This window comes from Arthrobacter silviterrae (assembly GCF_011045165.1).
Classification (GTDB): Bacteria; Actinomycetota; Actinomycetes; order Actinomycetales; family Micrococcaceae; genus Specibacter; species Specibacter silviterrae.
In genome coordinates, this window is record NZ_JAAKZI010000011.1 from 1 (window position 1) to 13,581 (window position 13,581).

At 69.1% G+C, this 13,581-nt stretch carries 15 protein-coding genes; 4 read left to right on the forward strand and 11 right to left on the reverse strand.

Annotation, left to right across the window (positions count from 1 at the left end; genetic code table 11):
- The 5 genes from G6N77_RS08065 to G6N77_RS08085 form a co-directional block, all read right to left on the reverse strand.
- Nucleotides 1-440: hypothetical protein (locus G6N77_RS08065; RefSeq protein WP_476855471.1), on the reverse strand; the 440-nt coding region annotated here is incomplete at its 3' end.
- Between the two features lie 217 nt (nt 441-657).
- Nucleotides 658-1,509, reverse strand: a complete 852-nt coding sequence (locus tag G6N77_RS08070) for a CE1 family esterase (RefSeq protein ID WP_165181523.1) — start codon at nt 1,507-1,509, stop codon at nt 658-660.
- Nucleotides 1,510-1,658: 149 nt separating this feature from the next.
- The gene (locus tag G6N77_RS08075) at nt 1,659-1,931 is read right to left on the reverse strand and encodes a hypothetical protein (protein ID WP_165181524.1); all 273 of its coding nucleotides are present in this window, start codon (nt 1,929-1,931) and stop codon (nt 1,659-1,661) included.
- Nucleotides 1,928-2,716, reverse strand: a complete 789-nt coding sequence (locus tag G6N77_RS08080) for an RNA polymerase sigma factor (protein WP_165181525.1) — start codon at nt 2,714-2,716, stop codon at nt 1,928-1,930. The genes G6N77_RS08075 and G6N77_RS08080 overlap by 4 nt, the downstream gene beginning before the upstream one ends.
- A 2-nt stretch (nt 2,717-2,718) precedes the next feature.
- Nucleotides 2,719-2,961 (reverse strand): hypothetical protein, encoded by a 243-nt coding sequence (locus G6N77_RS08085; protein WP_165181526.1) that lies wholly within the window; start codon nt 2,959-2,961, stop codon nt 2,719-2,721.
- A gap of 223 nt (nt 2,962-3,184) precedes the next feature.
- On the opposite strand from G6N77_RS08085, the gene G6N77_RS08090 reads away from it, so the two are divergent.
- Nucleotides 3,185-3,952 (forward strand): hypothetical protein, encoded by a 768-nt coding sequence (locus tag G6N77_RS08090; RefSeq protein ID WP_165181527.1) that lies wholly within the window; start codon nt 3,185-3,187, stop codon nt 3,950-3,952.
- Here G6N77_RS08090 and G6N77_RS08095 read toward each other — a convergent pair.
- A complete protein-coding gene (locus tag G6N77_RS08095) occupies nt 3,949-4,275 on the reverse strand; it encodes a hypothetical protein (RefSeq protein ID WP_165181528.1) in 327 nt (108 codons plus the stop codon). The two genes, G6N77_RS08090 and G6N77_RS08095, sit on opposite strands and share 4 nt — an antisense overlap.
- Before the next feature lie 317 nt (nt 4,276-4,592).
- On the opposite strand from G6N77_RS08095, the gene G6N77_RS08100 reads away from it, so the two are divergent.
- A complete protein-coding gene (locus G6N77_RS08100) occupies nt 4,593-5,963 on the forward strand; it encodes a reverse transcriptase family protein (protein WP_205678123.1) in 1,371 nt (456 codons plus the stop codon).
- A gap of 7 nt (nt 5,964-5,970) precedes the next feature.
- Here the strand turns inward: G6N77_RS08100 and G6N77_RS08105 are convergent, their stop codons facing one another.
- The 4 genes from G6N77_RS08105 to G6N77_RS08120 form a co-directional block, all read right to left on the reverse strand.
- On the reverse strand, nt 5,971-6,441 hold the full coding sequence (locus G6N77_RS08105; RefSeq protein ID WP_165181529.1) for a hypothetical protein: 471 nt from the start codon (nt 6,439-6,441) through the stop codon (nt 5,971-5,973).
- A 109-nt stretch (nt 6,442-6,550) separates the two neighbouring features.
- Entirely contained in the window at nt 6,551-7,630 is a 1,080-nt protein-coding gene (locus tag G6N77_RS08110; protein ID WP_165181530.1) for an adenylate/guanylate cyclase domain-containing protein, read from the reverse strand.
- Nucleotides 7,614-8,270: a PH domain-containing protein gene (locus G6N77_RS08115; RefSeq protein ID WP_165181531.1), complete on the reverse strand. Its 657-nt coding sequence runs from the start codon at nt 8,268-8,270 to the stop codon at nt 7,614-7,616. The genes G6N77_RS08110 and G6N77_RS08115 overlap by 17 nt, the downstream gene beginning before the upstream one ends.
- Entirely contained in the window at nt 8,263-9,306 is a 1,044-nt protein-coding gene (locus G6N77_RS08120) for a biotin--[acetyl-CoA-carboxylase] ligase (RefSeq protein ID WP_165181532.1), read from the reverse strand. Before G6N77_RS08120 ends, G6N77_RS08115 begins: the two co-directional genes overlap by 8 nt.
- Before the next feature lie 223 nt (nt 9,307-9,529).
- On the opposite strand from G6N77_RS08120, the gene G6N77_RS08125 reads away from it, so the two are divergent.
- Nucleotides 9,530-11,113 carry an acyl-CoA carboxylase subunit beta gene (locus tag G6N77_RS08125; protein ID WP_165181533.1) on the forward strand — a complete coding sequence of 528 codons (1,584 nt, stop codon included), beginning with the start codon at nt 9,530-9,532 and terminating at the stop codon, nt 11,111-11,113.
- Nucleotides 11,110-11,436: an acyl-CoA carboxylase subunit epsilon gene (locus tag G6N77_RS08130; protein WP_306987414.1), complete on the forward strand. Its 327-nt coding sequence runs from the start codon at nt 11,110-11,112 to the stop codon at nt 11,434-11,436. The genes G6N77_RS08125 and G6N77_RS08130 overlap by 4 nt, the downstream gene beginning before the upstream one ends.
- On the opposite strand, the gene G6N77_RS08135 is transcribed toward G6N77_RS08130, so the two are convergent.
- Nucleotides 11,433-13,580, reverse strand: coding sequence for an FUSC family protein (locus tag G6N77_RS08135; RefSeq protein WP_165181534.1), 2,148 nt, complete (start codon nt 13,578-13,580; stop codon nt 11,433-11,435). The two genes, G6N77_RS08130 and G6N77_RS08135, sit on opposite strands and share 4 nt — an antisense overlap.
- Between the last annotated feature and the right edge of the window lies 1 nt (nt 13,581).

The following is a 13,581-nucleotide window of genomic DNA, read 5'->3' on the forward strand; positions in this document are numbered from 1 at the left end:
ATGGCAGTTTCGGGGACAGTGGCGGTGTCAGGTACGGGGGTGGAGACGCCGGTGCCGCCACCGGCGGGGCTGGCGGCTTCCGCCCCACCACCGGCCGGGACAGGGGCGCCGCCATGGAAGGAGATGTTCGGATTGGTCGCGAGGGCGGCAAGCTCGGCCGCGGTCGCCTCCCGGACCCGGCACGAACCCCCGGAACCCCCACCGACGGGAGCGCCACCCCCGGAAGCGCGGTAGTCCCGGCCGTCGTCCAGCGGCCAGTCGGCAAAATCGGGGGCGGAGGCGATCAGCCGGTCAATGTCCGCATCCGTGGGCCAGCGCCCGTCCGTATCCTCCCACGGGCCGGGGTCCTCCGCCGGCCAGGTGCCGGGGCGGGGATCCAGATTCGACGGACCGGAAGGGCTGGAATCCCCTTCATCACCGGGCCGATCTGCAACAGCCATGCCCCCATTCTACCGCGCATGTTCTAGTAAATGAAGGCATTATAGAACATGTGTACAAACCCGTGGCCAGGTCCCCCTGTGGAGGGAGCAACACCCTGGGTCTCGACGCGTTCGCAGAGCTCACTGCTCGACCACCGGGAGCGGGTTCCGGGGTCTCGACGCGTTCGCAGAGCTCACTGCTCGACCACCGGCACTGCCCGACCACCGTTGACGCGAACTACCCCCTGAGCGCGGGAAAGAATTCGGCCACGGCCTCCGCGGCGCTGATGTCCTGGGTGGTCCTGCCCAGGAGCTTGATGGGGCTGCGGCGCCGGTTGGGGACCACGTGGCCGCCGCCCTCCACAGTGTAAAGCGTCACGGGCGCCCTGCCCTCCTGCCGGTACCGGGCCGCACGCACCAGTGTCCTGCCGCTTTGGGGAAGGTGGGGCAGCAGCTCTTCGTCCGGCGCCGAGGTGATGCCGTTGCGCCGGGCAAAATAGCGCGCGGTCTCGGGCGCGGACGGCCCGCGGTTGCGCGCCCACAGGCCAAAAAACCCGCCCTCCCCGCGGTACGGGACCACCAGGTCGCGGGTGCCATGGATGAGCAACACAGGCAGCGGCAGCATCTTGTCATCGAAGGCGAGCCCGCCGGGGCGCGGCAACGTGGCACTGACGATCGCGGCGCCGTCGAGCCTGTCAGCCAGCTCATGGATCAGCCGGATCACCAGCTGACCGCCGTTGGAATAGCCGGCCACAACAACCGGGATGGGCCCGTAATTGTCGTGGAAGTGGTCCACCAGGGCGCCCATGAAGGCGACGTCGTCAACAGTCTGCGCGTCACTGCTGGCGTGGTTCCAGAGCTTTTTCAGCCCGTCCGGGTACACCACTGCCACACGGCCGCCCGCGGCAAGCGTGTCAAAGCTGTTGCCGGCAAACGACCGCACCGACTTGCCGCTTTGGCTGGAGCCGTGCAGCACCATCAGCACGGCCTGGGGAGTTCCCGCATCCTTGGTTTCCCCGTGTCCGGCCGTGACCACCAGGAAGGTGCGCTCCCGCCCGTCCAGCCAGATCCGTCCCTGCGACGCGGCCACCCTCCCCATGCTCAGCACACCCGGGCGGCGGTTGCGGCGGGAAGCACGACGGCGGCGTACCCGACGGCGCGAACGCCTCCGGCAGGGCGGTTTGCAACGACGCGGATCGGGCTCTTTTCCATGGAATCCAGCGTACGCCGCCGCCAAGCCTAACCGTCGCTGAGGCGGCGGAGGCTGGGAGCCGGATCCACGCCGTCGTCCGCGGCAAGAAGCTGCACCAGGGACCGGGCCTCCTCGCCGCAGGCCGAACAGCCAATCAGGTGGGCGCGAAGGGCAGGCATGCCGATGAAGCCGCCGGAAACAACACGTTCGGCGAAAAAGTCGATCTGGTCAAAGCAGTCGTCGCAGGACAGCCACGGCTCCGCCTCCAGGGTCAGGCGGTGCGCTTGGTCGGGGCTGAGCTTGCGCTGTGGGGAATTCATGGGATCACCCCCTTTGCGGTCTCGTCAAGGTAGCCGGTGTCCTGAAGGTGGCGCCTGAGCCGGCCGCGGGCGTCATGGAGGGTCTTGTAGAGGGCGTTGCGGTTGGTGCCGAGCCGGTCCGCGAGGACGTCGATGGGAACCTCGTCGACCACCAGCGCCATCACCACCTGCCGCTGGTGCGCCGTCAGTTCCACGGCGATGGCGTTGCTGACTGCTTCGGAAAAGTCCGCCGCCTCCGCCAGCTGCTCCGGTGAATGCCCGACGGCGGCGGGCTCGGGCAGGAGCTCCAGCGCCACTTCCCGGTTCCGCCACAGGCTGCGCCGGACCTCCACGGCGGCATGCAGGATGCCGAACTTGTAGGCCCAGGTGGTGAAGCGGCTGCGGCCCTCAAAGCTGGCGAGCTTGCCAAGGACGGCCACCATGGCCTCGTCGGCGGCCTGGCCGATCAGTTCCTGGCGGCGGACCTCGCCAATGCCGGCCGTTTGGGCGGACATGACGGAAACCTGGTGCCGGGCGGCTCGCAACAGCAGCTGGTGCAGCCCGGCCAGGGCCTCCGCGTGTCCGGGACCCGGGGAGCTGAGCAGGGAAATCCATTCGTCATTGGCTGGCGCGGATGGTCCTGCAGACGTGGCGGGCGCTGCGTGGGCGCCTGTGTGGGCGCCTGTGCGGTGGCCGGATCCGGGCCATTCGCGGGAAATAGCTTCGCGGGAAATTGCTTCGCGGGAAATAGCTTCGCGGGAAACGGGGTGGGCGTCAGCCAGTTCGGGTCCGTCCAGGATGGTCATGGTCACTCCCAACCCGTGGCTTCGGGAACCAGGATGCGTGCGGCGAGCCCGGGAGGGCAGCCCCTGTCCACCAGGTTCAGGAGCTGGTGCACATCAATGCCCGGCGTCCCCGCGAGCTGATGCGCCAGCCTATCAGGGAAGCCGGCGGACAGTAAGAGGTGCTCGCGCCAGGGCGCCACACCGGACGCCACACCCGGCGGCGGATCGGCGACACTGGCGGACGGCAGGCCCTGATGGGTTCTCATGCCTGTTTAGTGTCAGGCGTGCCTGCCCGTCTTACCCCTGGGCGAAGCATTTTTCTTTTCTTTAATTAGCTGCATTTGCCGGTAAGAGGTCCGGGAACCGGGCCACTAACTAGCCATGGACGAATCATCGCCCATCCCGGGGCCCTTGGGTGCAGCGCGTTGACACGGCTGGGCACATGCGCCGGACAAGCAGCGTTTGTTGGATTGATAAGGAAACATCGCCATGAACATGTTTGCAGCACACAGCCAGGGCCGCCGTAGCCGCGCGGCCTGGGCAGCCATCGCCTCGCTGGCCCTGGCGGGCGGCGTGTTGACCGCCTGCGCACCCGCGTCCACCGCCGGAGCGGGCAGCGGCCCGGCCGCCGTCGAAGCCGTCCCCGCCATGGCCCCCATGCCGGGAATGGCCCAGCAGGGGAATGCCGGCAACGGCTCAAACTACGGCTCGGTGACCGCCAGCCAGCTCGCCTTCGCGCAGCAGATGCGGCTCCTGTGGGGCCAGCACATGGAGTGGACCAGGCTGGCGGTGGTGGACTTTGCATCCGGCTCCGCCGGCTTCCCCACCACGGCGGCCCGGCTCCTGAAGAACCAGGAGGACATCGGCAATGCCATCATGCCGTTCTACGGTGAGGCTGCTGGTGCGCAGCTGACCACCTTGCTCAAGGCCCACATCACCGACTTTGTGGCCCTCTTCCAGGCGGCCAAGGCCGGCGACGCAACGGCACTGACGGCGGCTGAGGCCACTGTGTACGCCAATGCCCAGCAGATTGCCGACTTCCTGGCAGCCGCCAACCCGAAGTACTGGCCCCAGGCCGACATGCGGGCCATGATGAAGGACCACATCACCCTGACCATCACCTACGGCAGCGACGAGCTCACAGGACAATACGCGGCCGGCATCACGGTCTTCGACACGGCAGAAGCCCACATGATGGCCATGGCCGACCAGCTCAGCACGGGCATCATCGGAGCCTTCCCGAAGGTGTTCCGCTAACGCAGCCGGGATCCCATCCCCTGGAGCGCCTCCGCCAGTGCGGCCCGGAGGCGCTCCAGCTCCGGGAGCCCGGCCAATCCGTTGGCGGTCTGGTAGACGCGGCAGGAAACGGCAGGCTCGCCCACGGAGGGAAACAGGTCGGCCCCGTCCACCATGAAGCTGGGCGAGCCATGAAAGCCTGCGTCAACGGCCTGCTGCTCTGTTTCAATGATCGAGACCTTGATGGCGGCAGGGTCCAGGCCTTCCAGTTCCAGGGCGCGTCCCAGCAGTTCCTGCGCTCCGGCGGAGTTGGGGCATTCGTTAATAATGGCAAGCTCGATCATGTCAGTTCTTTCGCATCAAAGTCCGGCCGCGCCCGCCCGGCGCAGCCTCCACTAGCGGGAACGCCAGGGTGCGGCGAAAGATTCCGCCCCCACCAGGGACCGCCCCGCCCCCACCACCCGGCCCCCGCCCTGTGGCCTGCACAGCCGATGCGTTAGGGTGGGCGCATGCGACGGCTTCTGGATGAGGCGGGCGGGCACCTGGTGCACCACCCTCTCCGGGGTTACCCCGGGGGACGAAGACTGGCCTCCAGCATGCGCCTCGGGCGCCTGTCTGCGCTCCGCGCAGCTCAGCGCCCGAACAGACTGACAGGTCATCCATGAAGCCGTCGCAGCCCACCGCAGCGGCGTCCGTGCTGGTCCGCATCCCGCACCCGTCCGCCAACACCGTGGCCACGGCCCTGGCCCACGCCTTCCTGGCAGCTGGGGACTGGTCCAAGCCCGCACTCACAGCCGCCGGCGCCGATATTTTGGGCGCACGACGGCGCTGGCTGGGTCCGCTGGCAAGTCACGTTCTCAGGAACTACCACCGCCCGCCGGCAGACGCCCCGCGGGAGCTGGCCGCCGTCGTGCTTGGATGCCCGGCGTTCGGCGAGGCCCTGGCCAAGGCCGCCACGCAGCGCAGGCCCATCAAGCTGGCGCACCTGGCGGTGGCCCCGGCCGTGGCCCAGGCGGCCAGGGTCCCGCGGCTGGATACCGTGGCAGACCTGGCCGGCATGTTGGCGCTCACCCCTGGAGAACTCGAGTGGTTTGCGGACCCCCGCCACTGGAACCGCACGGCTGGCCCGCGGCTGCAGCACTACTGCTACCAGTGGCGGAGCCGGCCGGGGAGGGTGCCCCGCCTGCTGGAAATCCCGCAGCCGCGCCTGCGCACCCTCCAACGCACCATTCTGCGCGAATTGCTGGCGCCCATCCCCCTCCATGACGCGGCCCACGGCTTCGTGCCGGGGCGAAGCGCCGTCAGCGGGGCGGCCATGCACACCGGGGCGGACGTGGTGGTCAGCCTTGACCTGGCCGCGTTTTTTGCCCACGTCAGCCCCGGCAAGGTGTTTGGCGTGCTGCGCCAGGCCGGCTTCACCGAGGCCGTGGCGCACCGCCTGACCGGGCTGTGCACGCACGCGGTGCCCGTGGGGGTACTCGCCGAAATGCCTCCCGGCGGCGACCCCGCCAGCCGCTTTGCCCTGCGCCAGGCGCTGGCCGTGGCGCACCTGCCGCAGGGCGCGCCCACCTCCCCCATGCTGGCAAACCTGGCGCTGCGCCGCCTCGATTCCCGGCTTTCCGGCTGGGCCGGCGCGTTCGACGCCGTTTACTCCCGGTACGCGGACGACCTCGCCTTCAGCGGGGGTGCAGAACTGGCCCGCCGGGCCGACGCTTTCATCCGGGGCGCGGGGCGAATCGTGGCGGACGAGGGCCACTCGCTGAACGGCCTCAAGACTAGGGTCCACAAGGCCGGTGTGCGGCAAACCGTGACGGGCGTGGTGGTCAACGAACGCACCAACATTGCGCGTGCTGAGTTCGACCAGCTCAAGGCGGTGGTGCACAACTGTGCCGCCCACGGGCCGGAGGGCCAGAACCGTGGCGGGCACCCCGACTTCCGGGCCCACCTGCTGGGGCGGATCGCGTGGGTGTCAAGCGTCCACCCCGCCCGCGGGGCCCGGCTGCGTGCCGCTTTTGATGAGATCAGCTGGTGACAGGCGCTCAAGAGCCTTCCACGCAGCGGAGGGCAAGGGCCGCCAGCGCGGCCAGGCTTTCATTGCCGTGGGCGCCGCCCACATAGCCCTGGGCGAGCGCATCCAGGGTGCGGCCCCTGGATGCGAGCTTCCCGGGCGCGTAGTAGCTTTCGTAGGGTGCGCCCTGAAGCTCGCGTTCGCGTTCGGCGGCCTGTCCGGCAAACAGCTCCCCCGGTTCAAGGGGACCCTGGCCGGCCTGCATGGCCCTCAGGCGCTTTTGGATCTGCATGCCGATGAACCCTGTGGCTTCCGCGCCCAGGGCTCCGAGGGGCTCAACCTGCACCACCGCCAGCCCGGCGCAACTGCCAATCACCTCAAGCGGCACCGAGCCCAGCTCCCCGGCCCCGTTGGTGGCCTCCGGCACTGTGGCTAAGTCCAGCGACGCGGACGCCGCCGGCTCCTTGATCTCGGCGCCAAATTTCCTCACTTGTTCAAACATGGCCAGCCATTCCACGAAAGGAAGGCCTGCCGGGCGGCGCGGCCATGGCAGCAGTTCTGCCCTTCCGCCGGTCCCCGCGTAAAGGGGCGCGCTCAGTAACAGGGCCCGCTCAGTCCACCACGATGCCGCGGCCGCGCCCGCGCTGCAGCAGAACCGGACGAATCTCGCCAAAGCCGCGGACCTGCTCCATGGGGAGTTCGGTCAGGATGAACCTGTCGTCGTCGGCCAGCGCCGTGGCCGTGACGGAGTCAATGAGCACGGTTCCGGGCTGGGCCAGGGACGTCAGGCGCGCGGCCAGGTTGACGGTGGGCCCGTAAATGTCGCCCAGCCGGGAAAGGATGCGGCCCCACACCATGGCAACCCGCGCCTCGGGGAGGAAGTCGTCCGCAGCCATCGCCTCGGCCAGGGCCAGCGAAATTTCAGCCCCGGCAATGGGCGTTTCACAGTTGAAGAGGACTTCGTCGCCAATGGTCTTCACCAGGCGTCCGCCGCCCACGCTGATGATCTCGGCACAGAGGTTTTCAAAGCGCTGCACCAGCTTGGCCAGCGTCTTTTCATTCATGCGCCGCGACAGCGAGGTATAGCTGACCAGGTCGGCAAAACCCACGGCGCGGGCCAGCGGGAGCGGGGTGTCGTCCTCGTCGCCTTCACGGCCCTGGGCGCTGGCTGCCAGGCCTTCCTGCGCGCGGACGGCCAGGCGCTGGATGCCGGCATTGAGCTGGCGCCGGTAGGAGTAGATCAGCAGCTCTTCCAGCGGCTCGATCAGGTTGGGCAGCTCGGAGACCACAGCGCGGCGGGCCTCGGCGTCGCTGACACCGTGCTCGGCCACCAGGTCCTCCACCAGTGCCTCGATCTGCCATACGGCCATGCGATCGGTCATCTGGCCGATGGAGCGGGTCACCGAAATGGCCGTTTCCTCGGTCAGCAGCCCTTCGCGGACCATGGTGACCACCGTGCTCAGGGCGTCCTGGTCGCGCTGGGTGAAGGCGACGTCGTCGTCCCCCAGGTTGGGGAAGCCCATGGCGCGCCAAATTTTGCGTGCGGAGAGGAGGGAGACGCCTGCGCCGGCGGCCACGTCACGCCTCTTGAGCGTGCGTTCCCCGCCCAACAGCTGGGTTTCAAGGGCCTTGGTCTGGTTTCGGGAGGCAGGCTGGAGCAGCGGCACGGGGGGATCAATGGTCTCTTCCAAGCTTGCGCAACTCCTTTCCGCTCAAGTGCCTGCCCGCGTCGTCGTGGTGGCCGTCATTGTGGCTGGTGGCCAAATGGCCGTGACCAACGTCAACAGCGTAGTACCCCGGACCGGGAGCTTGCTGAAAGGACGCTCGGAACAATGCCATCCATGCCTTGTGGGTTTCTGTGCGGAACTGGACAATGTGCGGGACGTTGTGGACGGTGTTGACCTTGCCCGTGACCATGTGGAAGTCCAGCTCGCCGGCGCCTGCCAGCCTCTGCAAGGGCTTTTGGCGCATGTCGATGCCCTGCACGCCGGCCAGGGCGTAGTCGGCCTGCCGCCGGCCCAAGCCGCCCTCCTTGACCACCATGCGCTGGCTGGTCAGCACGTACCTGGTGCCGGCCCAGCGCACCACACGCCGCAGCGGGTACGCCACCTGAACCAGCAGCACCGCCGTGCACAGGAGCACAATGGCCGGCTCACGCAGTGCGGGCGCCGCAGACGCCCACTGTTCGTATTGTGCGGGCTGCAGCTTGGCCAAGGCAGCCGACGCCGCCATCACCAGCAGCAGCCCCACGCCAACGGGCCACACCAGGACGCGGGCGTGGGGGCGGACCAACAACAGCACCTGCTCATCCTCGGCCAGCCACCTAGACATACCCCACACCGCCGCCGTCGAGGGTGCGCCGCAGGTGGACCACGTCCCCGGCGCTGACCACGTGCAGCGCACCGTCGCCGTCACGGAGCTCCAGCTCGCCGCCGCTGCGCAGGCGCACGGCTGTGCCATGAAGCATCTGCCCGCCGGGCAGTTCGGCGCGGACTTCGGTGCCCAGGGTGCTCATCAGCCTCGACGCCAGGTCATGGACGGACGCACCTTCCGGCAGCGGCCGCAGGGCGTCCCCACCCACGGACACAAAGCCCTCGTACAGGCGGGCAAAGCGGTTCAGGTAGGCCGGCAGCAGCACATTGCGGTCCAGCGCCGCGGCGCCGGCCCCACCGGCCGCCGCGTCCAGCCCGGCCCCGCCGTCCTGCCCGCCGTCCAATTCCAGCGCAAGCGAGGTGGCGCGGTCCACGGGCAGCTGCTCCCGTCCCTGCCCCACGTTCAGGCCCGCCCCGACGACGACGGCGGGACCCGGCCCTGCGCTGCCTTCAGCGGACCGGCGCGTCCCCGGCTGGGAGGCGGGCGACCCCGGCGCAGGCAGTGACCCGTCCGCGGGATGGCGGGTGGCCGGCGCGGGCACCAGCTGGGCCAGGATTCCGGCCAGCTTACGGCCGTTGGCGACCACGTCGTTGGGCCACTTCAGCACGGCGGGCACCCCGGCAACGGAGCGCACGGCCTCGCAGAGCGCCACGCCGGCAAGGATGGAAAGCCAGCCGTAGCCGGCCGGATCAAAAGCGGGCGCGCCGGCGTGTGCGTCAGGATCGCCCGGGCGGAAAAGGACGCTGGAAATCATGGCGGAACCGGCGGGAACCTCCCACACCCGGTCCAGGCGGCCCTTGCCGGCGATTTGGGAATCGGCAATGAGCACGCTCAAATCCGGCCATTGGGCGGGGCGGGCTGCGGCGCCGGCGGCAAGGTCGGCATTGGAGGAGCCCAATTGCGCCACCACGTCCACGCGCCGGAACGCCCCCGCGGGATGGGTCAATGCCTGGAGAAGGGAGCGCTCATCCAGTGCGGGAAGTGTGCGGCTCATGGAATCAATCCTATCTGCCCGCCGGGATGCCCCGTGGCACGCGGGCGGCAGGGGCGCCCCGGAATCACTCCCGTGGGGAGCTGCGAAAAGTTCCCGGTGGTCTTTGTAGGGTTTCTACACAGTCGGGTGGCAATACCGTCATTAGACTGTCAGTAGTGTTTGCCCTTTTGTGCAGTTTCCACTTAAGGAACAGCTTGTTGCCACCTACCGAGCCGGAGTACCTATGAGCCACGACCTTTCGACAACTGCAGGCAAAATTGCCGATTTCCGGGACCGGCTGGCACAGGCCGCGGTGCCGTCCGGTGAAGCCGCCGTCGAAAAGCAGCACGCAAAGGGCAAGCACACGGCCCGCGAGCGCATCGACCTGCTGGTGGATCCGGACTCGTTCGTGGAATTTGACGCACTCGCCGTGCACCGTTCGCACGCCTTCGGCATGGAAAAGAAGAAGCCGCTGGGCGACGGCGTGGTCTCCGGCTACGGCACCGTGGACGGGCGCCTGGTGGCCGTGTACAGCCAGGACTTCAGCGTTTACGGCGGCTCGCTGAGCCAGGTCAACGGCGAAAAGATCGTCAAGGTCCAGGAATTTGCGCTGCGCAACGGCTGCCCGGTAGTCGGCATCAACGACGGCGGCGGGGCCCGCATCCAGGAGGGCGTGGCCTCGCTGGCCATGTTCGCTGACATCTTCCGCAACAACGTCCATGCCTCCGGGGTGGTCCCGCAGATCTCCCTCATCATGGGCCCGTGTGCCGGCGGCGCCGCGTACTCCCCCGCGCTGACCGACTACGTGGTCATGGTGGACAAGACCAGCCACATGTTCATCACCGGCCCCGACGTGATCAAGACCGTCACGGGCGAGGACGTGGACATGGAAACCCTGGGTGGCGCCCGCCAGCACAACACCACCACCGGCACTTCCACCTACCTCGCCACGGATGAGGCCGACGCCATTGAGTTTGTGCGCGAACTCCTGGACTTTTTGCCCTCCAACAACCTGGCCGAGGCGCCGGTCGCCGAGCATGAGCAGGAGCTGGAGCACGACGACGGCGACCTGGCCCTGGATGCCCTCATCCCGGACTCCGCCAACCACCCCTACGACATGCGCGCCGTGATCGAACAGGTCCTCGACGACTCCCACTTCCTGGAAATGCAGTCCCTGTACGCCCCGAACGTGATCATCGGCTACGGGCGGATCGAGGGCCACACGGTGGGCATTGTGGCCAACCAGCCCATGCAGTTTGCCGGCACGCTGGACATTGCGGCGTCTGAGAAGGCAGCCCGCTTCGTGCGCAATTGCGACGCCTTCAACATCCCCATCATTACCCTGGTGGACGTCCCCGGCTTCCTGCCCGGCAAGGACCAGGAATTCCAGGGCATCATCCGCCGCGGCGCCAAACTGCTCTATGCCTACGCCGAGGCCACCGTGCCGAAGCTGACGGTCATCACGCGCAAGGCCTACGGCGGAGCATACATCGTGATGGGGTCCAAGAAGCTCGGCGCGGACCTGAACCTGGCCTGGCCCACCGCCCAGATCGGCGTCATGGGCGCCCAGGGCGCCGTGAACATCCTCTACCGCCGCGACCTCGCCGCAGTGCAGGCCGACGGCGGCGACGTCGAGGCCCGCCGCGCGGAGATCGTGCGCAGCTACGAGGATGAACTGCTCAACCCCTACCAGGCCGCCGAACTGGGTTACGTGGACGCCGTCATTGCCCCCTCCGATACCCGCATCCAGCTCATCAAGGGCCTGCGCGCCGTCCGCGACAAGCGGGCCAGCCTGCCCGCCAAGAAGCACGGGAACATCCCGCTGTGAGCCGCGAACAAGACCCGGTGGTCGAGCAGCAAGCCCTGCGAGCGCGTCGAGACCCCGCCGACGGATTTCGACAGGCTCAATCACCGCTGGCCCAGGCTCAATCACCGGCCGCCGCCAACCCCCAGCCGGAGCCTTTGCTCTCGGTGACCCACGGAAACCCGACGGCCGAGGAGCTTGCTGCCGTGACCGCCGTCGTGCTGGCCCTGCAGGGCGGGCAGGAAACGGCGCCGAAGCGGCCTGCGGCACAGGCCTGGGCACGCCGGGCGCAGCTACACCTCCCGCCCCGGCCGGGCGCCGGGGCCTGGCGGCGGTCCGGGCGCTAAGCCTTCCCGACAGCCTTCGGGCGGGCGCCGCGCTCCCGCAGCAGGTGGGTGATGGTGTCGAGCGAGTTGGCGATCCTGTCGGCGGCATCCAGGACGGCCAGCTGAACGGTTTCGGCCTGCGCAGGGTCGCGCTCCATGGTGTCCTTGAGCGCCAGGTAGGAAGCGCGCAGCGCCACGGCGGCCCGCGGCGGCGTCCCCGCAGCCACTGCGGTTTCACAGGCCTTCAGGGTGGCCTCGCAGTCGGCCATGAACGGCGCCAGCTGGTGCATGAGCCCCTCCACGGGCTGCTGCCCGGCCCGCAGTGACAGCCTTGCGGCGTCCACCACCATGGCGGCCTGGATCAGCAGGTGGCTCTGCACCAGCACCCCTTCACCGGTGAAAAGCGTGGTGTGGCCCGCCACAGGTTCGGCCCGGGTCCGCTCCACGGATGCCTGGGCGTTGGAGCGGGCCAACCGGGCCCGGATGCGGGCGGAGTCGATCCTCTCCTTGTTCGGTGCGGGATCGGTGATGGCCACCAGGTAGTGCCGGTAGGCGCCCAGGAGCTCGGCAATGCGGGCCGGCAGGAAAGTCCGTTCCCAGGCGGGCCACGCCACCGTGGCGGCAACGGCCAGGATGCCCGCCACCACGGTGTCAAGGAGGCGGGGCAGGGCCACGGCCCCGGCAGGAATCCCGGCCAGGTCCAGGAGGGACACCAGGTACGCCGCCGTCCAGATGCCCATGAAGAACGCATTGGGCGCCCCGGAAAGCCGCACGCCGAAGACAAACACCACAATGAGCACCACGTTCCCCAGCGGGTTCCCGGATCCCAGCAGGAACGTGGCGGCCGTGCCAATGCCCAGCCCCACCAGCGTTCCGGCCAGCCGCGCGCTGGTGCGGTGCAGGGTGGCGGCAAAGTCGGGCCGCAGGAGCAGCAGGACCATGAGCGGGATCCAGTAGCCCCTGTCGCTGCCGGGCAGCAGCCGGGCCAGCCAGTCCGTGGCCGCCACCAGCACGGTGAGCCGGATCGCGTGCCGCGCCACGGCCGAGTCCAGCCGCAGGTTGGCGCGCAGGATGCCCAGCGGCGCCTGGAGCGAAACCCGCACCCCGCCCACCCTGGCCGGGGTCTCCGCCACGCGGCCCTCCACGGCGCCCGGGGTCACCATGCGGGCGCTGGCGCGCAGTTGCCCGGCCAGGGCCCTGGCGTGCAGGGAGGCAAAGCGGCCGGTGGGCGAATCCGGGTGGCGGCCCATGACCTCACCCAGCCGGGCCGCCGCCTCGGCGACCGGCGCCAGGACAGCGTCGTCAAAAACCGTACCCTTGCGCAGCGAAGCGGAAACCGCGTCCAGCGCAAGGCCTGCCTCACGCAAAAGCCGGCGGACGGCGTCGTGCTGGTCCTGTGCCGCGGCCCGCTCAAACCGTTCCAGGCAGTAGCCCAAGGCCATGACTTCCAGCCGGATCCTTTCGGCCTCGTCCATGAGTCCCCGATAGGAGCGCATGCTGGGACCCTGACCGTGGCCGAAGCCGGTGATGGTGGCCCGGGCCGTGTCAAGCAGCACGCCGGCACCGGGCGCAGTCATCTTGGGCTGTTCGGAACGGGTCCGTCCGGCCAGCCCTTCGTAGAGGTCCGCGAGGACGGCGCGTTCAGGCGCGTGGCGGTGCAGCGGCCAGCCGGCAATGGCCAGCAGGCTCTGCAGCAGCCCGGCGGCGGTGATGACGGCGGCAATCTGCAGGGCTGCCGACGGCGGCATGGGAAAGCGGTTGAGCACAATGGCCACTGCGGTGGCGGCCGTGCCCACCTGCGCGACATTCGGCCCCAGTGAGAGCAGCATGCCCGTGGCGAACGCAAACGCGGCCACGAGCAGCACGGAGAGCGCCGGCGAATTCCCGCACAGCACGGACAGCCCGCCGCCCAGCCCGGCTGCCAGCGACGTCATGCCCATCCGGGCCAGCCGCAGCCGGTAGCTGCCGGGCCTGTCGGCAAACGCGGCAAACAGCGCGCCCACGGCCCCGAACACGGCGATCGGGGCCTGGCCCAGCACCACGCCCAGGACCAGCGGAATGCCCACCCCCACGGCGTTGCGCGCCGCAACCACGGGGTCCGACTGGGAAAAATCGAGCCGCAGCGACTTCTTCAGCGTCGCTGCCACGGCCTGAACGGTGGACACG